The following is a 20,110-nucleotide window of genomic DNA, read 5'->3' on the forward strand; positions in this document are numbered from 1 at the left end:
AATAACGAAAAGCAAACGTAAAATATTTCGGTTACTATTATGAGGTTGTGACATTACGAGTAATAGGAAGTTCAAACAAAAAAGCACAAGAGATTTTGAGCTGAAATAATACTCTTTTTTCAACGAAATAATACTTTGTCTTTAAAAGGAATAGCAACGGATGGTTCAGATTTGGGATTAATTTTAAAAAAATAGGGATGAATTGCATTAAAAATAATTGGTTAAAAGTAACCGCTTTAGGATTGCTGTTCTTGGTGTTTCAAAATGGAATAGCGCAAGGGCATCCAAGCTTAGTATTAACTAAAAAAGGAGTTCAGGAAATAAAATCTAAATTAGGAAAAGTACCTCTTTTTGACGCATCGGTTGCTGAGGTTAAAAAAGAAGTAGATGCTGAAATGGCTTTAGGAATTGATGTGCCGTTACCCAAAGATTTTTCTGGTGGATATACACATGAGCGCCATAAAAAGAACTGGTTGATGATGCAAAGAGCCGGTGTTTTATACCAAATTCTTGGCGACAAAAAATATGCAATTTATGTCAAAGATATGTTGATGGCTTATACCAAATTATATCCTACTTTACCATTACATCCTCAAGAGCGTTCTTATGCTCGTGGAAAACTATTTTGGCAGGCATTAAATGATTCTAACTGGTTAGTATATGCGAGTCAGGCTTATGACTGTGTGTATGATTTTATTGGCGCTAAAGATCGAGCGCTTATTGAGAAGGATTTATTCAAACCTTTTGCTGATTTTATTTCGACTGGTTCTCCTCAATTTTTTAATCGAGTGCACAATCACAGTACTTGGGGGAATGTTGCGGTTGGGATGATTGCTTTAGTTATGGATGACGCTGAATTACTCGATAGAGCCTTGCATGGATTGAAGGAGGATGGGTTGCCTCCTGGAATGAAAGACAATGATGGTGGATTGATTAAAAAAGAGGGTCAAAAAACAGGGTTTTTAGCAAATGTAGATGAGCCTTTTTCACCTGATGGATATTACAATGAAGGACCCTATTATCAACGTTATGCTATGTACCCTTTTATGGTTTTTGCAGAGGCATTACAAAATACTAAACCGAATTTAAAGATTTTTGAATTTAAGAATGGAATTCTGATTAAGTCTGTTTATGCATTGTTGAATTTGACTAATTCAGATGGAGAGTTTTTTCCTTTGAATGACGGTCAAAAAGGAATGTCTTATTATTCAAGAGAATTAGTCTCGGCGGTAGATATTGCTTATTTATATGGTGGTAGAGATGCTTCTTTGCTGTCTATTGCTGAAAAGCAAGGACGTGTACAGTTAGATAATTCAGGAATGGCAGTGGCTTTGGGAGTTAAAAATAAATTAGCGAAGCCGTTTGTAAAAAAATCAATTGACTTATCAGACGGTTCGGACGGGGAGCAAGGTGGTGTGGCTATTATTCGAAATAAAGCCAAAGATGATGAATTTACATTGGTAATGAAATATGCTGCTCAAGGATCGAGTCATGGACATTTTGATAAATTGTCATTTTCATATTACCAGAATAGTGATGAGGTATTACAAGATTATGGATTGGCACGATTTGTTAATATTGAACAAAAAGGCGGTGGAAACTATTTAAAGGAGAATTCTACTTGGGCAAAACAAACCGTTGCGCATAATACGATTATTCAAAATGAAACTTCCCATTTTGAGGGTGATTTTGAAAAAGGGAACTTGTTTTCATCTAAAAAATATTTATATGATGTAAGCAATCCAAAAGTTCAAATTATCAGTGCGACCGAAGATAATGCGTATCCTGGAACTGCAATGCATCGTACAATGGTGTTGCTGGAGACAGAAGGATATGAGAAGCCATTGCTGCTAGATATTTTTCAAGTCGATTCTAAAACTGCTAATCAGTACGATTTACCGTTTTATTATTTAGGGCAAATGATGTCATCTAATTTTAAATATGAAACACCAAAGACTTTAGAACCTTTAGGGAAATCATATGGATACGAACATTTATGGAAAGAAGTAGTAGGAAAAGCTGCTGCTGGAAATACTAAGTTCTCCTGGTTGCATGAAGGAAGTTTTTACACTTTGACTTCGGCAACTCGCCCTGACGATGAGTTGTTGTTAGTTCGGTTGGGAGCTAATGATCCAAGTTTTAATTTGCGAAGAGATGCAGGAATTATTATTCGTAAAAAAAACACTCAAAAAGCAACTTTTGTCAATGTTATAGAAGCACATGGAAGTTATAGTCCCGTAACAGAGAATGCATTAAATGCTTCTAGCTCGATTGCTAACGTTGAGCTAGTTTATGAAGATAAAAGTTATGTAGCAGTAACTATCGAAAATAAGAATGGAAATGTTTCTTTGTTTATTTTAGCAACAGCAAATAATTCTGCGGATAGAAAACACACATTAGAAATTAAAGGAAAAACCCATTCATGGGTTGGAGCACATTATAGTTTAACAATTAAATAAATTAGTATGCAAAGTTTTGGAGCAAGTTCAGCGTTTTTAATAGGAGAAGAGATAGAGTGGGAAGTAGTAGGTGAAGGAGTTAAGCGCAAGATCATGGGTTATGATGATAGCATCATGCTAGTGAATGTGGATTTTAAAAAAGGAAGTATTGGGCCTTTGCACGAGCATTACCATGCACAAGTAACCTATGTAGTTAGTGGTGAATTTGAAGTCACTATTGGCGATGATAAAAAATTGCTAAAAGGGGGTGATTGTTTTTACATTAAACCTCATGTATTGCATGGTGCTTTATGTTTGGCTGATGGTGTTTTGATTGATGTTTTCAGTCCAATACGCGAAGATTTTATGAAAAAAGAACATTATTAGTTTATAATAATTAATTATTTGGTTGAAGGTAAACCGCAAGGCATTCATTAGAATGTTTTGCGGTTATTTTTTTTGTAAATTTTTTTCGAAATTTAAAAAGTCACTATTCACGGGGTATTTAAAGCACAATTTAGTATTGACTTCAAGGTAGGTAGTACCTCTGGCATATGGTTCGTAACAATGCTATTAATTTTTAATATGCTGAAAATTAAAAAATTAACGCTATTTTAAAGGTTTATATAAATAAAAGAGACTTTTATTTTTTTTAATTGAAATTAGTTTCTATATTTGGTTCTCCAAATTGGTTTACCAAACTGGTAAATTGTTAAATGAGGGTTTCATGAACCAAGTAAATTTTAAATAAAATTATCAAAATGAATTTACAATTTTTAAAAATTACACTTTTTACATCCTTGGCTATAGCTACTGTTAGTTATGCACAGGATAAAAAGGAGAAGAAGACCAAGGCAAATATTGATTTGTCACATTGGACTGTGACAACACCGGCAGAAGATCCTAATAAACCTGGTAAAACCTTAGATTTAGATTATCCAGAAATATTAGACTTTGCCTCCAATGACGCCATTAAAAAATATATGTATGAAGATCCAAAAGATAAATCTATTGTTTTTTATGCTTATCCATCAGGGACTTCAACAGCCAACAGTCATTTTTCAAGATCAGAATTAAGGGAAACAATGGTAACTGGCGATAAAGATGTGAACTGGACTTTTGCTCAAGGAGGAAGAATGAAAGGGACTTATGCGATTGATAAAGTTTCTAAAGAGAATGATGGGAAGTACAGTCGTGTTATTATCGCTCAAATTCATGGTAGGCTAACAGATGAGCAACGGGATTTAATAGGTCAAAAAGACAATAATGCGGCCCCAATTTTGAAAATCTACTGGGACCAAGGAAAGATTAGAGTGAAAACTAAAGTCCTAAAGAACCGTAACGCATCTTTAAAAGAATTGCTTCCTGCTGATGCATGGGCTGATGATGAAGGGGTCAATTTTAAAGAAAAAGTAGATTTCAACAGGTTTACTTTAGAAATTAAAGTTTCTGACGGTAGATTAGAAGTGATTCTAAATGGTTCAGAATCCTTAGTTTATAATGATATTAACATTAAAAAATGGGGTGTTTTTGAGAACTATTTTAAGGCTGGAAACTATTTTCAATCGAAGAATGAAGGCTCATTTGCGAAAGTAAAGATTTATTCTTTAGAAGTATCTCATTAGGAATGTATTAACTCGGATTTTTAAAAAAGGTTCTTTTTGATTTGTATATTGTTTTTTTTTATAAATTTACCAACCAATCTGGTTAACCAGAGTTTTTAATTAAATTTAGAATGTATGAAGTTAGAAGTAATTGCCAGAAAAGATAATAAGGAATCCTTAAATGAGATTATTGCAAAGATTAGAGATTATATAAATTATAAAAATTTAGAACCACAGGATAAACTTCCATCTGAGCGCATGTTGTCAGAAAAGTTTGGAGCGAGTAGAAGTAGTGTTCGTGATGCTATCCAGAAATTGGAATTTTACGGTATACTAAAATCAATTCCTCAAAGTGGAACCTTTGTTGCTAACATTGGTAAAATAGCAATCAATGGTATAATAGATGACATTTTGAGATTAGGAACATCTGATTTTAAATCATTGGTAGAAACGAGGATTTTAATTGAATTAAAAACTGTACGCCTAGCGGCCACTAGGAGAACAGAGGAAGATTTAGTAAACATCAAAGCCGCTTTAGATGCTTATGCAGATAAAGTAGTTACTGGTGAAGATGCGGTGCAAGAAGATTTAATATTTCATTTAGCCATTGCCAAAGCGAGTGGAAACAGTACGATTAATAGTTTAATGTTAATCATTACTCCTGAAATTTTGACCAACTTCGAAAAATATCATGTTTGTGATAAAAATGAGAGTGATGGTATTGAAAGGATAAAGGAACATACCGAGGTTTATGATGCTATTGTTGCTCAGAACCCACAGTTAGCAAAACAAAAAATGAAGGAACATTTCAAAGCATTATATGAATATTGTTATAATGTAAAAGAATAATAAATGACATTAGTAGCGAAGAATGTACTCAGGAGCCACAGTACATTTAGAACTTAAAAACAACTCTTTTTTTAGATTTTAATACAAATTTTACCTTATTGAAAAATACAGGTACAGGTGAATTTTGGCTTTTTTTTAAAGCTAAAATAAGCTAAAATAAATGGTAATACTATGAAAGTAAAAGGATTAAGATGGTGGATTATAACATTGATATGTTTAGCTACAGTAATTAATTATATTGACAGAACAGCATTTGGAATCATGTGGCCAGAGATGGGTAAAGATTTAGGAATGGATGAAGCGGACTACGCCATTATGCTAAATATCTTTATGATAACGTATGCGGCCGGAAAGTTTTTATCTGGAAAATTGTACGATATGATTGGAACTCGTTTGGGTTTTACAGTATCAATTATATTGTGGTCTGTAGCGTCGATCTTTCATGCCTTCGCCAGAGGATTATTTTCATTAACTCTTTTTAGAGGGCTTTTAGGATTAGGTGAAGCGGGTAACTGGCCTGGTGCTGTAAAGAGTAATGGAGAGTGGTTTCCGGTTAAACAACGTGCCATTGCGCAAGGTATTTTTAATGCAGGAGCTTCATTAGGTAGTGTTATCGCTCCCGTTCTTATTGCCTTTTTATACGGGGCATATGGTTGGAGAATGACTTATATAATAATTGGAGCAATTGGAGTTCTATGGGTTATTCCATGGTTGTTTATTAATAAATCCACTCCAGAGAAACATCCTTGGATTACTGAAGAAGAATTAAATCTTATTGTGGATAGCAGTAAAGCGGATGGTGGTACTGCTTCAAATGTAAAAGGCTTAAGTGTAGTGAGTATTTTGCAACATAAAGAAGCTTGGGGGGTATTAGTAGCTAGTTTTTTCATAGAACCTATTTGGTGGTTATTTGTAGGCTGGATGCCATTGTACCTTCATTCTGCATATGGTTTTAGTATTGTTGAAATTGGTTCTACTATTTGGATATCTTACTTAGGAGGAATGGCAGGAAGTCTTTTAGGAGGTTGGTATTGCGGGAAATTAATTGAAACAAAATCAGTAGATGCCGCAAGAAAGATTACGATTGGGATTGGTTGTGCATTGATTTTAATGGGATTGTTGGGGATTATCTTTTTAGTAGATGGAGAAAGCGCTATGTCGTTTATATACATTGTGGCTTTGGTGCTTTTTGGATTTCAATTCGCTATTGGAAACTTGCAAACCTTATCAAGTGATTTGTTCAAAGGACCATCTGTAGGAACCTTAGCTGGTTTAGCCGGAAGTGTGGGAGCAGTATCAGTAATTATTATGAACTGGTTGATACCAAAAATCACAACAGTTTCTTATACGCCAGCATTTATTATCATCGCAGTATTAGCTCCGTTGACTATAGGGTCAATACTATTTTTAATAAAAAAGATACAACCGGTAGCATAGAAATAAGTAGCATAAAAAATAGAGTAAAAAATAAGGATTTTAAATAATTAAAATAGAGTAAAATGGGTAAAGTAGAAGGAAAAGTTGCAGTTATAACTGGTGCAACTGGAGGAATTGGTTTCACAGTAGCAAAAAGATTAGGTAAAGATGGATATACTGTGATTTTGAACGGTATAGAAGATAAAGTTGGTGCTGAGAAAGTTGCAGAACTTACTGCTGCTGGAATTAAAGCTGAATATTACGGATTTGACATGACAAATGACGAAGAAGTAACTGCTAATATCACTCAAATTGGTGAAAAATATGGGAAAATTGATGTTCTTGTAAATAACACTGGTGGTATTGGTGTTAGAGCTAGATTTGAAGAAATGACAACTAAAGAATACAAATTCGTTATGGCTTTGAATCTTGATTCTGTATTTTATGCTTCAAGAGCTGCTATTCCTTTCCTTAAAAAAGGTGAAAATGCTTCAATTATTAACTATACTTCAAATGCTGCATGGAATGGTGCAGGACCTGGAGCTGGTATTTATGCAGTTTCTAAAGGAGGAGTACAATCAATCACTAGAGCGTTAGCAAAAGATTTAGCTGAGTACGGAATTAGAGTAAATGCAGTATCTCCAGGTACAATTGATACTCCGTTTCACGCTCAAATTAAAGCGACTAAACCTGAAGTTTTTGCTTCTTGGAAAAGTAGTGTTTTATTAGGAAGACTTGGTGAGCCAGAAGAAGTAGCTAATGTAGTTGCTTTCTTAGCGAGTACTGATGCTTCTTTCATAACAGCAGAAACAATCCAAATTGGTGGAGGTCAAGCTTTAGGGATATAATTAAGTTTTTATAAAATAAGGAACTTTAGGGATTTGAGTAAATGCTTTGAATCTAGGTATGACGGCAAATCGTTTTCACGATAATTAACAAAAGATCATCGGATAAATAGTGCAGTTGGAATACCTTTAAGAAGAGAAGGAAATACCTCTGAAGTAGCAGATTTAGCTCTTGATGAATCGTCCTTCTTAACTAGAAAGGAATGATATCAATGGAGATTTGGGTTCTAGCTAAAAATAAATTAAGTTACAACCTAAAAACACGGTTATTTATAAACCGGTTTAAGATAAAAAGCAAAGTGTTACTTTGCTTTTTGTCTTTGTAATTAATTATTTTTTAATAAATTTTGAATTTAATAAAGATGAAAAAAGTTATCACTTTCGGTGAAATTTTACTCCGTTTATCGACCGATAGACATTTGAGATTCTCTCAAGCAGAATCTTTCAAGGCTACTTATGGTGGGGGTGAATTTAATGTGGCAGTTTCATTAGCCAATTATGGTATGACTGCAGATTATGTGACTAAGATACCTAATAATGAATTAGGAATTAGTGCCTTAAAAGAAATGCGTAAGCTTAATGTAGGCTGCGATAATGTTTTGTTTGGTGGAGACCGACTAGGAATTTATTTTTTAGAAACAGGAACTAGCACACGAGCCAGTAACGTGATCTACGATAGAGCAAATAGTTCTATGGCTGATTTGCAAAAAGGAGAAATTAACTGGAGAGAAATCCTGAAAGGAGCGACTTGGTTTCATTGGAGTGGTATTACACCAGCTTTGTCTCAAAATGCAGCCGAAGCTTGTTTAGAAGCAATCGAAATTGCTCACGAAATGGGCTTAACTATTTCTACCGATTTGAATTACCGCGCAAAACTGTGGACTTATGGCAAACAACCCAAAGACGTAATGCCAGAAATGTTGAAGTACAGTAATGTAATCCTTGGCGATATTGATACGGCTTATTTTATGTTAGGTTTAGATAAGGTGGATCCGGATTATACAAAAGGCGAGACATTACCAGCTTTGTATAATAAAATTTTCGAACTATGTCCTGAAATGAAATACGTAGCTACAACGTTGCGTTATTCTGTAAGTGCCTCTCACCAAAGAATTGGTGGTGTCATGTATGATGGTGAAAAAATCTATAATGCCGCTGTCCAGGAAGTAACGCCTGTGGTAGATAGAGTAGGAAGTGGTGATGCTTTTATGGGTGGTTTGATTTACGGATTAAACGAAGAGCCTTTAGATAAACAGAGAGCTTTGAATTTTGCTGTTGCGGCTTGCTGTTTGAAGCATACTATTTCAGGAGATTATAATTTAGTAACTAAAGGAGAAATTGAAAAATTGCTGTCAGGGGATTTTTCAGGTAAAGTTTCAAGATAAATATTTAAAAACTATGGCTCAATTTACAAGAATAGAAGTAGCACAAGTAATGAAACAAACAGGAATTGTTCCTTTGTTTTATCATAAAGATATAGAAGTAAGTAAACAAGTGTTGAAAGCATGTTATGACGGAGGTGCTCGTTTGCTAGAATTTACTAGTAGAGGAGATTTTGCTCATGAAATTTTCGCAGCTTTAAATAAATATGCCATTGCCGAATTGCCTGGAATGATTCTAGGAGTTGGTTCTGTAACAGATGCGGCTGCGGCTTCATTATACATGCAATTAGGAGCTAATTTCATCGTGACGCCAGTTTTAAGGGAAGATATCGCAATTGCTTGTAATCGTCGTAAAGTGTTATGGTCTCCGGGTTGTGGAACGCTTACAGAAATTGCAAGAGCAGAGGAATTAGGCTGCGAAATCGTGAAGTTATTCCCTGGGGATATCTATGGTCCACAATTTGTAAATGGTATCAAAGGGCCTCAGCCCTGGACTTCTATCATGCCTACAGGAGGAGTTTCTCCAACAGCTGAGAACTTGAAATCTTGGTTTGATGCAGGAGTTACTTGCGTAGGATTAGGTTCAAAATTGATCAAAGCAGATAATCAAGGAAACTTTGATTATGAAAAGATAGAATCTTTAACTAGAATGTGTATTGACATTATCAAAGGTTTTAGAAAATAAGACACACAATAACAATTAGCAGAGAAGTTAATTTATCAAGTATCCCAACATGCAATTATTTGTTTGTTGGGATTTTTTGTATCTGTTTTTATGCTAGTTAACTTTTGTTAAAGAAGTAGGCAGTAAATATGATGCATAAAAAAACACCCAATAACATCTTGTCGAGGAAACAAGGGTCATTGAGTGTTACAAAAAACAAAAATCTAATACTAACTTCTATTTTAATTTTAATAAAACTATATATTTTTAGTAGCCAGCATTCTGAGTAATTGTAGTTTTAGTATTTGTTACAATTTCAACATTTGGAATTGGTGATAAATCAAATTTTGGATCATCTACTTTGGCTTGTAATTGGGCGGTGGTCGATGGAGCATCAAACTGGTTGTAGTAAGGAGCCATAACTAAAAAGTGATTTTTCATCACTTCTTTTGCGTTAACAGTTGGCATTGTGGTTTTGAAACGCAACAAGTCAAACCATCTTTGGTTTTCCATTGCAAACTCCCATCTTCTTTCATTTGCAACAGCTTTCTCATACAATGCCTGTGTGCTAACATTTGCAACAGTTACAGCAGTTGTTATTGATCTAGTATGTACTTGGTTTAGATATCCTAAAGTGGTTGTATTATAGACTCCAGCAGCTTCACAATACATTAATAACACATCGCTATATCTTAGTACCGGCCAATCTAATTCAGAGTCATTTTGAACAGAAACTGCGATATTATGTTTTCCTGACCAAAATAATTGACTTGTAGCAGGAGTAGCTGATTTTGTTTTTATATTAAAATCTCTTCTTTTATCAGTAGTTGCATATGAGCTGTATAATTCTGGAGTTGGATTATTGTAACCTCCTCTTGTTCCTGTTGGATAAACCAATCCAGATATTTTTTGATCTGTGGTACTTGAAAATAAATTAGACAAAGAACTTCCGTAACCTAATGCTCCCGATTTAAAACGAATAGCAAAAAGAATTTCTTGATTTAATTCGTTTGTAGAAGAGAATACATCAGCATAAGGAGTTGTACCTGCTGTAACAAGTGAGTGTCCGCTAGCAGAAATAATATCTGTTAGTAAAGGTAAAGCATTCGCTTTTTGATTTAAAGTAAGATATACTTTAGCTAATAGAGCCTCTGCAGCCCATTTTGTTGCAGCTCCACCAGTTCCCGCTGTAGCTGAATATTTTGCAGTTGTACAATTATTCTTAGCATTTATTAAATCAGCAATGATGAATTTATAAATATCAGCAACACTTGATCTAGGAATTAGCAAAGCTTCATCTGGTGTAACGATTTTATCTATTAAAAATACTCCGCCATAGGTTCTTACTAAATTAAAATAATGATAGGCTCTCATAAATGAAGCTTCACCTGAAATTCTCTTTCTTTCAGAAGCTGACAACGGTAGAGGAGTAACTGGAGTATCGTAATCAATTGTTCCAGATGCAGCATTGTATGAGTTTCCTAAAGCTTTAGATAAAACATTTATACTGCGTATACTTGTATAGGTTGTTGCCCAATATTGTTCTATAAACAGATCAAAAGAAGGTGCCTCAAATTTATCATTACTAATAATTTGTAAGTTTTGTGGATTAGTAGTCCCATAGTTATTAAGGTATGTATTGTCTGAACGTACTTCAGACAACATCCATTCATAAGCAATTGGTGCTCTTAACGTACTATAACACCCATTTAATCCAACACTAAAATCAGTTGCGGATACATAAAAATCAGCCTGATTGGGTTTGTTTATATTTTCAATATCTAGGTTGTCTGAGCAACTTACTAAGGAAATTATAGAAAATAAAATAAACAGTGTATTTATTTTGATACAATTTTTCATATTTATATTTTTTTAAAAGTTTTAAAGACTGCCTCAAAAGGAATATTTAAATGAGGCAGTTTTCATCAATTGTTTTATTAAAAGCCAATTTCTATACCAAACAGAATTGTTTTTTGTATTGGAAATCCACCTCTTTGATAACCATCAATCAATGCACTTGTTTGTGATGTTCTAGCTTCAATATTTATACCTCTATACTCATTATTTGTTACGAATAACAAATTCTGACCAGTTAAAGAAAGTCTTAAATTCGATAATTTAAGGTCTTTTGCGTTAAAGTTGTATCCTAAAGAAACCTCTCTTAAAGTGAAATAGGTGGCGTCTTCGATTGCGTTATCAGTAAAAAGCGGATTAACTCCATTTGTAAGATAAGGCGTGTTACCATCACCTGGATTACTTGGACTTACCCATCTATCTCCCATGTAATTTGTAACTCTTTCTTTAATTTCGTTATAATTAATATCACCGTTTATTAAATCACCACCAATTACTCCTTGTAGAGTGAAATTTAAATCTAAATTTTTATATTTAAAATAATTAGTAAAGCCCCAAGTGAAATCTGGATATGGATTACCTAAAATAACACGATCTTTAGTATCAATTACTTTATCCCCGTTTACATCGACAATTCTTAATCCTCCTTCTACAAGGTCTCCTGTTAAAGTTGATGTTAAGCCATTTGCTTTAGCAGCGTTAATATCAGCAGTACTATTCCATACTCCGTCTGTTTTATACCCAAAATAACTGATTAATGGTTGTCCTACAATAGCGTAGTTGTTTAATCCATTTCTACCATCGATTGTTGGGGAAATTAGAGAAGTTTTATCTCCTAATTCAGTGATTTTATTTTTGGCTTGTGACAAATTAAAATCAGTAGTCCAAGTAAAATCTTTTGTTTTAATATTTACTGTAGATAGCTCAATTTCAAATCCTTTGTTTTCTAAACTACCTGCATTAGTAATTACTGAGCTTGATCCTGTTATTAATAGCGCAGAATTTTCAAGTAATAATTTTTCGGTATTCGATTGAAATACATCTATATTTAGGTTTACCCTACTTTTAAACATAGACAAATCAAATCCTAAATTAGTTTGAAAAGTTCTTTCCCATGTAATGTTTTTATTACTATAGACACTAGCTAGATTTGCTAGTCCTGTACTAACTGTACCATTACCTACACCACTCACATAATTTGAGCTATTCAAAGTTTCTTGGTATAAAAACGGTGTAATAGCATTGTTTCCTGTTGCTCCGTAACTAGCTCTAAAGGCTAATCTATTTATTACTTCTACGTCAGCCAAGAAGTTTTCTTTTGATACTACCCAACCTAAAGATACAGCTGGAAAACCTCCCCATTTGTTTCCTACATCAAATAACGAACTTCCATCCGTACGGTAACTAGCACTTAACAAATACTTGTTTTTATATGCATAATTCAATCTTCCTAGAAACGAAGTTAAACCTACTGTGATGTCAGATTGAACTGGTTGTAAAATAACCGTAGCATAATTTAAGTTTCTAATCGTTTCACTTGAAAAAGTAGTACCTGCAGTAACTAAGGACTTTGTATTTGTTGACTGGTAAGTAAATCCAGCTAAGGCTGTAAAATCGTGGTCACCAATCGTTTTATTGTAATTTAAAGTGTTTTCTGTTAAGAAGTCGAAGTAAGTTGAATTAGTATATGTTGCATAATTTGGATTCCCAAAACGTGCGGCATTTGTTTCACCTGTTTGTTTTCTTGCAGAATTTCTAAAATAGATACTTTGAGTCGTTTTGAAATCTAAACCTTTCATGATTTCAAAGTTCAAACCAGCATTTCCTTGAAAACGAAATTGATTTGTATTATCATCTTGTTCTGTTAAATTACGAATTGGATTTGTATTCGAAGTGTTGAAAGGCCTATTTGATGTACTGTTAGATACAGTATAAGGATTACCTTGAGGATCTATACTTGAATAGGATATCCCAGAAAAATCGTCATCTTCTGAATAATCTCCTACCTTTATATTTCTACTAGGATCTTGTGCATTAATATAATCCGCGGTAGCTTGAGTATGATATAGAGGCATGAAGCTAGGGAATCTAGCAAAGTCTATAAAATTGGCAGCAGGTTTTTCCGTTTTTGTATTTGAAGGATTCAAATTAACATTTAATTTAATTTTATCTGTTAGTTCGGTATCAAATTTAAACCTGAAATTTAATTTTTGGAAATTACTTTTTAACATTAAACCTTCGTCGTTTTGATATCCTGTTGAGATGTAAAATTTACTTTTTTTAGATCCTCCAGAGACATTAAACTGTATATCTTGGTAAAACGCATCTCTTAAGGCTGTGTCTTGCCAATCTGTACCTTTACCACCTAATAACTCTTTTTCGATTGCATATTGACTTTGAAATTTACCTAAAGAACCAATTGTACCTGCAAGAGTTTTAGAGCCTGTCCATAATGGATCTGCTACTCTTAAAGCCGATTCAGCATACAGTCTCTCTACATAGTCCATTGTACTCATAACATCGTATGTTTCGTAAGCGCTTTTAACACCGGACATGTTACTGAATTTAAACTTCGTTTTACCCTCTTTACCCTTTTTTGTGGTAATTAAGATAACACCACCTGCACCTCTAGAACCATAGATAGCAGCAGAAGCGGCATCTTTTAATACTTCAACTGATTCTACGTCGGCATTGTTTACGGACGACATACCATCTGGCATTGGTTGACCATCTACAACGATTAGTGGACCTGATCCTGCATTAACAGAGCTAATACCTCTTATGTTTATTTGTGTATCAGAACCTGCTTCTGATGATATGTTTTGTACTCTAACACCCGCAATTTTCCCTTGAATCGCTTGATCTAAGCGGGATACTGGAGCGTTCTCGATTTTATCACTCTTCAACTTAGCAACAGATCCTGTTACGCTTGAACGTTTTTGAGTTCCGTAACCAACAACTACTATCTCGTTAAGTTGATTATTTGCTTCCAATAGTGAAACATTAATTACTGTGCTCTTACCCACAACAACTGATTTTGTATCAAATCCTAAGTAAGTAAACTTTAGAGTTGACTTTGCACTATTTGCTACTACTGAATATTTCCCATCCAAATCAGTTACGATACTATTGCCATCAACAGAAACAGTGGCATTGGGAATAGCTTGACCAGTATTATCAACAACTTTTCCTGATATTTTAATTTTATCAGTCTGAGCGCTCATAATAGATGAGAAAACTAGGAGAAACATTAAAATCGTTTTTTTCATAATTTAATCCTTTTTGTTAGTTTTTTTTGTTTGAAATAGCCTTTCAATTTTTATTGCTACATCGATTAAGTCTGTTTAAAATATTGAGCCTTTTGTTAAATCAAAACTAAACAACCAAACTGGTTAACCAATCAACAAAGCAAACTTAACTTTTTTTTAACCAATAAAAAATAGGAAAGGATATAAAAATTAAAAAAAAGGGAATAAAAAACACAATTCTCTATTATTGTTGAATTTAAATAAATAAAATTAGTATAAATTAAGTTTTTGTTGTTTTTAATTCATGTTTTGCATGATTTATTTTATCGCTATCAGGTCTACAAAGTCATTTTATATAAGAAATAGACTATGAATAAAAATGATTTTCGAAAAAAAAGATAAAATATTAGAATCTGGTAAACCAGTTTAAAAAAATAATTTTAAATCAGCCTCAGCTTCGAACTAAAAAACATCGTTGAAACTTTTATAATGTTTAGCTGAACTACTGCCAATGCTTATATCATAGAATGTTATTTTTTTTACATATTAAATAATTTTTGATGAGTTTTTTTTATTTTTTTGGTGTTTTTAGAAGTTTTTATTGCATAAAATGCATAAAAGTTTTTTTTTACAAAAAAATAATACATATATTTGGTGAACCAGATTGGTAAACCAGATTGGCGCATCAGTTTTTTGCTGAAATACTATTTAATTACTAACCAATAAAACATTACATATAAATGAAATGCAAAATTTAATTTAAAAGGATTCTTTAATCCTTTAATTAACTAATTTAATCACTAACAAATTGACCATGAATTTAAAAATTAAACTAACATTAATGCTACTATTGATATTCAATATATCATTATATGCACAAGACGGATATAAGTTATCTGGTAAAGTATCAGATGAAGGAAAATTGCCCATTCCTGGAGCCAATGTAAGTATAGCCAAAACGACAAACGGTGTGGTAACGGATTTCGACGGAAATTTCCAATTGGAAGTTAAACGTGGAGATGTACTCCAGTTTTCGTATTTAGGTTATGTAAAGAAATCTATTACTATAACAAATCAAAAGACACTTAACGTAGTTATGGTTGAGAATGAAAGTCAACTTGACGAGGTTGTAGTTGTTGGTTATGGTTCTCGAAAAAAGAGTGACATCACTGGAGCTGTATCTTCGATTAAGGCCGAAGAAATAAATGCATTTCCTTTAGCAGACGCAGCTCAAGCCCTTCAAGGACGTGCGGCGGGTGTAGTGGTTCAGTCTAATAATGGTGGTGAACCAGGAGCGCCTATCGCTATAAAAATTAGAGGTAACACTTCTATTGGTGCTAGCAGTTCTCCTCTTATTGTGGTAGATGGTTTTGTAGGAGCGACTATGCCACAGGCTAGTGATATTCAATCTATCGAGGTTTTAAAAGATGCCTCAGCAACTGCTATTTATGGATCTAGAGGTTCTAATGGGGTAGTTATGGTTACTACTAAAAAAGGTAGAAATGGAAAATTAACTGTTGAAATGAATAGTACTTATGCTACTCAAAATACTGCAAACAGAATAGATTTATTAAATGCGGATGATTTTGCAACTTATCAAAACAGGATAATTACGAATGGTGGCGGTGGTACACCATATATTCAAGGGTCTGCAAATACAGATTGGCAAGACTTAATTTATAGATCTGGAAGTACAGCTAATCATCAACTTTCTTTTTCTGGAGGTTCTGATAAAATGAATTTTTATGCTTCGGGTAATTATTTTAAACAAGATGGGATTATTATTAATTCTGATTTTGAAAAAGCAACATTCTTAACAAACATAGATGCGCAAGTGACTGATAAATTAAAATTAGGGCTTAATCTTTTTGGAAGTAGATCAATTAAAAATGGAGTTGCTACCCAATCAAATGGGTCAGTTTCTGGAGGTGGAGATGATGTGATTACATTAGCAATGAGAATGGCGCCAGATCAGCCAATAAGAGTAGCCGATGGAAGTTTTTCAACAAATGATAAAATAGGGGATGAAGTTGATAACCCGTATGCTGTTGCAACTGAAAGGTTAGACAATACTAAAACGGATAACTTTAGAGCAAATTTTTATGCCAACTATGATATTATAGAAGGGCTAGCTTTTAAAACTACTTTTGGTTTAAGTAATGAAAATAGAACTAGAGGGATTTTTCTGCCGTCAACATTAATAAAATCTGGTTCAGGTGGAGGAAGGGCTACAATCGAAAATTATCGAAATTCAAATATATTGAGTGAAAATTATTTGACTTATAAAAAAGAAATAGGTAAAGGAGATTTAACTCTATTGGCCGGATATTCGTATCAAAAAAATGTTACAGAAAGATTCTCTGCTGGGGCTACTGGTTTTCTTTCCGATAGTTTTTCTTTTTATAATCTAGGAAATGGAGCAACTTATTTACAACCAAGTTCTTCTTTAAGTGAATGGGAAATCTTATCGCAATTTGGTAGAGCAAATTATGATTATGATGATAAATATTTAGTAACTGCTACGGTAAGAAGAGATGGAGCTTCAAATTTTGCAGCCAATAATAAATATGCTATTTTTCCGTCAGGTGCTATAGGCTGGAAAGTTTCAAAAGAAGACTTTTTGAAAGATAGTGAAACTATTTCGAACTTAAAATTAAGAGCAAGTTATGGTGTTACAGGTAATCCATCGATTGCTCCTTACCAATCATTAGCAAGTTATTCAAGTATTTATGCCTCTAGTAATGGGCAAACTGTAAATACTATTACGCCATACCAACCGGCCAACCCAGACTTGAAATGGGAATCTTCATACCAAACAAATTTTGGTGTAGATTTAGGATTGTTAAGTAACAAGGTAACGCTTTCGTTAGACTACTATAATATTGATACTAAGGACTTAATTTTAGAAAACACGGGTTTACCTCAAACATTAGGCTACCTTAATGATAAAATTTTAGCAAATCTAGGACAGATTAACAATAGAGGATTTGAAATTACTTTGAACACTAGAAATATTACTAATACTAATTTTAGTTGGACTACCGATTTTAATTTATCGACCAATAAAAATAAAGTAGTGAAGTTAGTAAAGGATATTGATTTGTTTGATAATGCCGCTCCCAGTTATATGTCCGGTACTATTAGCAACACTTCTATTTTAAGAGTAGGTGAAGAAGTTGGGCTTTTTTGGGGATATGAATATAAAGGGGTTTATCAAGGAGGTGCTTTACCTACAGGAACACTTACTTTGCCAGGTGGTGTAGCCGGGGATCCATTATTTGCAGATACTGACGGTAACACTAAACTTGAAGCAGCGGATAAAACAATAATTGGTAATCCTAATGCAGATTATACTTTTGGTATAACTAACAATTTTAGCTATAAAAATTTTGATTTGAACATCTTTTTCCAAGGCTCTCAAGGTGGAGATATTTTTAATATGACTAATGTACAGTTGTTTAATGGTGATTCAAATACGACTCAAGACTTTTTTAATAGTGCTTGGACCCCTACCAATACCGATACAAACACACCTCGTGTTGGAAATAATAGTAATAGAGAGATTTCTTCTCGTTTTGTAGAAGATGGTAGCTATATTAGATTGAAAAATATAGCAATAGGGTATAATTTTCCATCGAAAGTGATTGAAAGTTTAGGTGTAGAGAACCTTAGGTTGACCGTAAGTGCACAAAACTTATTGACTTTTACAAAGTATTCTGGTTTAGATCCTGAAGTGAACTATTTTGGAAGAAGCGGTGATAATAGCAGATCGGCCAATACTGTTCAAGGGTTTGATTTTGGAAATTATCCAACAGTTAGATCTGTAAACATCAGTCTTAATTTGAAATTTTAATCAAATAATTAAAAATACAAAATATGAAAACATATAAATATTTAATCCTAGCTTTAGTAGGTTTATCAATAGCTGGATGCTCAAATTTAGAAGAAGAGCCTGTAGGTTTGTTGTCCCCGGAAGGTTTTTTTAGCACTCCTAAAGATATACAAACAGCAGTGAACGCTACTTATGGACACATGATTAATGAACAGTTTTGGGGAAGAAAACAAACCATAGCATTAATGTTACGTTCTGATATGGTGGATCTTGCATCTACAGAAACAGAAAGAATGGAGATGAATAATCTTACTACTTTGACTGATAATAAAATGATTGACAACTTTTGGCCAAGATCATTTCAAGCAATTGCTGCGTGTAACGAGGCAATTGCAGGTGCTGAGCATGTAAATGTAGCTGATGCGGTTAAAAATCCAATTACGGCACAAGCTCACTTTATTAGAGCATTCATGTATTTTCATCTAGTAAGACAATTTGGAGCTGTTCCTTACATGGATAGTCCGGCAATACCAGCATCGGCAACTATCAGTAGAGCGCCAGCGGCACAAGTATATGATAAAATTATCGCTGATTTGGAATATGCAGTAACTTGGTTGCCTAATACAACGACATCAAGAGCAATACCTTCAAAAGCAGCAGCACATTCTTATTTGGCTTTAGTATATTTAACAATGTCTGGGAATACAGATAATGCTGTGCTTTTAGCAAAAGCATTTAGCGAAGCTAAACATGTTATTGATAATAAAGGACTTTATAATTTAGATTTAGATGGAGATTTTCAAAATTTATTTAATGCCAATAAAATTGATGCTTCTAAAGAGCCAATATTTGCATTAGATTATAATAATTTTGAAGGTGCTGACAATGGTTATGATCAATTAGCTCCAATGACGGGTATTAGAGGAGATGATAGAAATCAAGGTGGAGGTTGGTCTGTTGCCGTTCCAGCTCTTAAAGTATATACGACTTGGGATGCAAACGATTATAGAAGAGCAGTAAGTATGTCTGATGGAGCATCAATTAATGGGACATTAGTGCCTTATACTAATTTCACGATTAGTGGGCATAAGTTTGCTAAAAACCGACCTTATATCGCAAAGTATGATCGTTATCCAGGAGCTTTTGCTCGTATAAATGCTAGAGCAACAAGTCATAATTATTCTATGATTCGCTATGCAGAGGTGTTACTAATTGCTGCCGAAGCATCTATCACAACTAATAATGCATTAGCACGTACTTATATCAATGAAGTGAGAGCGAGAGCTAGAAAAGGTGGCGCAACTCAGAAAGGTGGTATTGCAGTTACAGTTGGTGCAAATGCTCTACCTGCAGACCTTACCGGAACAGTTACTGTTGCAGATGTACTAGAAGAGCGTAGATTAGAGCTTGCTTTTGAAGGTATAAGATGGTATGATATTGTTAGAAGAAAAATGGGCGGTGCTCCATATAATGTATTTGGTGCTTCTGGACTAGAAGGTGCGAAAGCAGGTTTTACCGCAGATGATTATTTATTACCAATACTTGCAAATGAGATAACAAGGAATCCTAACTTATTACCTCAGAATCCTGGTTACTAAGTGTAAAGTAAGTTTTTAATAAACAAATAGTTCTTCAAGAGGAACTAGGACAGATTAGCGGATTGTCAAAAATGATCCCTAAAAATAGAATTAGTTGATTAGTTTTGTTTTTATTAGATATACCGACATGAATTTCATGTCGGTATATTTTTTTAGAATCCATTAGGAGAAGGTTTGAGAAGGAGACTTCTAAGCAGTTAAAGTAGCCATGACGACTATCTAGTACTAGATTTTGTTAAATCAATACTGTAACTCATTTTAAGTTGAGTTCTATCGGCACTATGAAACTGGAGAAGCTTGAAATTATATAACTCCGTAAAATTAAGTCTACAAGCACGAACATTTGGGCCTAATATTGGCAAATTCCTTTTTGAATGGGA

The 20,110-nt window shown here is 33.7% G+C and carries 12 protein-coding genes; 10 read left to right on the plus strand and 2 right to left on the minus strand.

From position 1 onward, the window contains the following. Positions 1 to 197 precede the first annotated feature (197 nt). From AAC069_RS05005 to AAC069_RS05040, 8 genes are all read left to right on the plus strand, one after another. Positions 198 to 2,459 (plus strand): alginate lyase family protein, encoded by a 2,262-nt coding sequence (locus AAC069_RS05005; RefSeq protein ID WP_339919386.1) that lies wholly within the window; start codon positions 198 to 200, stop codon positions 2,457 to 2,459. A 6-nt stretch (positions 2,460 to 2,465) separates the two neighbouring features. Further along, complete coding sequence (locus tag AAC069_RS05010) at positions 2,466 to 2,825, plus strand: cupin domain-containing protein (RefSeq protein ID WP_339919387.1); 360 nt, start codon at positions 2,466 to 2,468, stop codon at positions 2,823 to 2,825. A 374-nt stretch (positions 2,826 to 3,199) separates the two neighbouring features. Further along, positions 3,200 to 4,063, plus strand: a complete 864-nt coding sequence (locus AAC069_RS05015) for a polysaccharide lyase family 7 protein (protein WP_339919388.1) — start codon at positions 3,200 to 3,202, stop codon at positions 4,061 to 4,063. Between the two features lie 114 nt (positions 4,064 to 4,177). After that, positions 4,178 to 4,891 (plus strand): FadR/GntR family transcriptional regulator, encoded by a 714-nt coding sequence (locus AAC069_RS05020; RefSeq protein ID WP_339919389.1) that lies wholly within the window; start codon positions 4,178 to 4,180, stop codon positions 4,889 to 4,891. Between the two features lie 171 nt (positions 4,892 to 5,062). Further along, positions 5,063 to 6,328 carry an MFS transporter gene (locus AAC069_RS05025; protein WP_339919390.1) on the plus strand — a complete coding sequence of 422 codons (1,266 nt, stop codon included), beginning with the start codon at positions 5,063 to 5,065 and terminating at the stop codon, positions 6,326 to 6,328. A 62-nt stretch (positions 6,329 to 6,390) separates the two neighbouring features. After that, positions 6,391 to 7,155: an SDR family NAD(P)-dependent oxidoreductase gene (locus AAC069_RS05030; protein ID WP_339919391.1), complete on the plus strand. Its 765-nt coding sequence runs from the start codon at positions 6,391 to 6,393 to the stop codon at positions 7,153 to 7,155. Positions 7,156 to 7,514: 359 nt separating this feature from the next. Next, positions 7,515 to 8,537 carry a sugar kinase gene (locus AAC069_RS05035; RefSeq protein ID WP_339919392.1) on the plus strand — a complete coding sequence of 341 codons (1,023 nt, stop codon included), beginning with the start codon at positions 7,515 to 7,517 and terminating at the stop codon, positions 8,535 to 8,537. 13 nt (positions 8,538 to 8,550) lie between these two features. Next, the gene (locus AAC069_RS05040; protein ID WP_339919393.1) at positions 8,551 to 9,219 is read left to right on the plus strand and encodes a bifunctional 4-hydroxy-2-oxoglutarate aldolase/2-dehydro-3-deoxy-phosphogluconate aldolase; all 669 of its coding nucleotides are present in this window, start codon (positions 8,551 to 8,553) and stop codon (positions 9,217 to 9,219) included. A 246-nt stretch (positions 9,220 to 9,465) separates the two neighbouring features. Here AAC069_RS05040 and AAC069_RS05045 read toward each other — a convergent pair whose 3' ends face one another. Together AAC069_RS05045 and AAC069_RS05050 are read right to left on the minus strand one after the other, a co-directional pair. Further along, positions 9,466 to 11,058: a RagB/SusD family nutrient uptake outer membrane protein gene (locus AAC069_RS05045; RefSeq protein WP_339919394.1), complete on the minus strand. Its 1,593-nt coding sequence runs from the start codon at positions 11,056 to 11,058 to the stop codon at positions 9,466 to 9,468. A gap of 77 nt (positions 11,059 to 11,135) precedes the next feature. Beyond that, positions 11,136 to 14,321: a TonB-dependent receptor gene (locus AAC069_RS05050; RefSeq protein ID WP_339919395.1), complete on the minus strand. Its 3,186-nt coding sequence runs from the start codon at positions 14,319 to 14,321 to the stop codon at positions 11,136 to 11,138. A gap of 793 nt (positions 14,322 to 15,114) precedes the next feature. Between AAC069_RS05050 and AAC069_RS05055 the strand changes: the two genes are divergently transcribed. Both AAC069_RS05055 and AAC069_RS05060 read left to right on the plus strand, forming a co-directional pair. After that, positions 15,115 to 18,153 carry a TonB-dependent receptor gene (locus AAC069_RS05055; RefSeq protein WP_339919396.1) on the plus strand — a complete coding sequence of 1,013 codons (3,039 nt, stop codon included), beginning with the start codon at positions 15,115 to 15,117 and terminating at the stop codon, positions 18,151 to 18,153. A gap of 23 nt (positions 18,154 to 18,176) precedes the next feature. Continuing rightward, positions 18,177 to 19,730 carry a RagB/SusD family nutrient uptake outer membrane protein gene (locus AAC069_RS05060; RefSeq protein ID WP_339919397.1) on the plus strand — a complete coding sequence of 518 codons (1,554 nt, stop codon included), beginning with the start codon at positions 18,177 to 18,179 and terminating at the stop codon, positions 19,728 to 19,730. The last annotated feature ends 380 nt before the right edge of the window (positions 19,731 to 20,110 follow it).

Origin of the sequence: uncultured Flavobacterium sp. (genome assembly GCF_963974175.1) — a bacterium.
GTDB lineage: Bacteria > Bacteroidota > Bacteroidia > Flavobacteriales > Flavobacteriaceae > Flavobacterium.

Coding starts and splice junctions, on each gene's coding strand:
- AAC069_RS05005 (WP_339919386.1), top strand. CDS start 198: ATGAATTGCATTAAAAATAATTGGTTAAAAGTAACCGCTTTAGGATTG.
- AAC069_RS05010 (WP_339919387.1), top strand. CDS start 2,466: ATGCAAAGTTTTGGAGCAAGTTCAGCGTTTTTAATAGGAGAAGAGATA.
- AAC069_RS05015 (WP_339919388.1), top strand. CDS start 3,200: ATGAATTTACAATTTTTAAAAATTACACTTTTTACATCCTTGGCTATA.
- AAC069_RS05020 (WP_339919389.1), top strand. CDS start 4,178: ATGAAGTTAGAAGTAATTGCCAGAAAAGATAATAAGGAATCCTTAAAT.
- AAC069_RS05025 (WP_339919390.1), top strand. CDS start 5,063: ATGAAAGTAAAAGGATTAAGATGGTGGATTATAACATTGATATGTTTA.
- AAC069_RS05030 (WP_339919391.1), top strand. CDS start 6,391: ATGGGTAAAGTAGAAGGAAAAGTTGCAGTTATAACTGGTGCAACTGGA.
- AAC069_RS05035 (WP_339919392.1), top strand. CDS start 7,515: ATGAAAAAAGTTATCACTTTCGGTGAAATTTTACTCCGTTTATCGACC.
- AAC069_RS05040 (WP_339919393.1), top strand. CDS start 8,551: ATGGCTCAATTTACAAGAATAGAAGTAGCACAAGTAATGAAACAAACA.
- AAC069_RS05045 (WP_339919394.1), bottom strand. CDS start 11,058: ATGAAAAATTGTATCAAAATAAATACACTGTTTATTTTATTTTCTATA.
- AAC069_RS05050 (WP_339919395.1), bottom strand. CDS start 14,321: ATGAAAAAAACGATTTTAATGTTTCTCCTAGTTTTCTCATCTATTATG.
- AAC069_RS05055 (WP_339919396.1), top strand. CDS start 15,115: ATGAATTTAAAAATTAAACTAACATTAATGCTACTATTGATATTCAAT.
- AAC069_RS05060 (WP_339919397.1), top strand. CDS start 18,177: ATGAAAACATATAAATATTTAATCCTAGCTTTAGTAGGTTTATCAATA.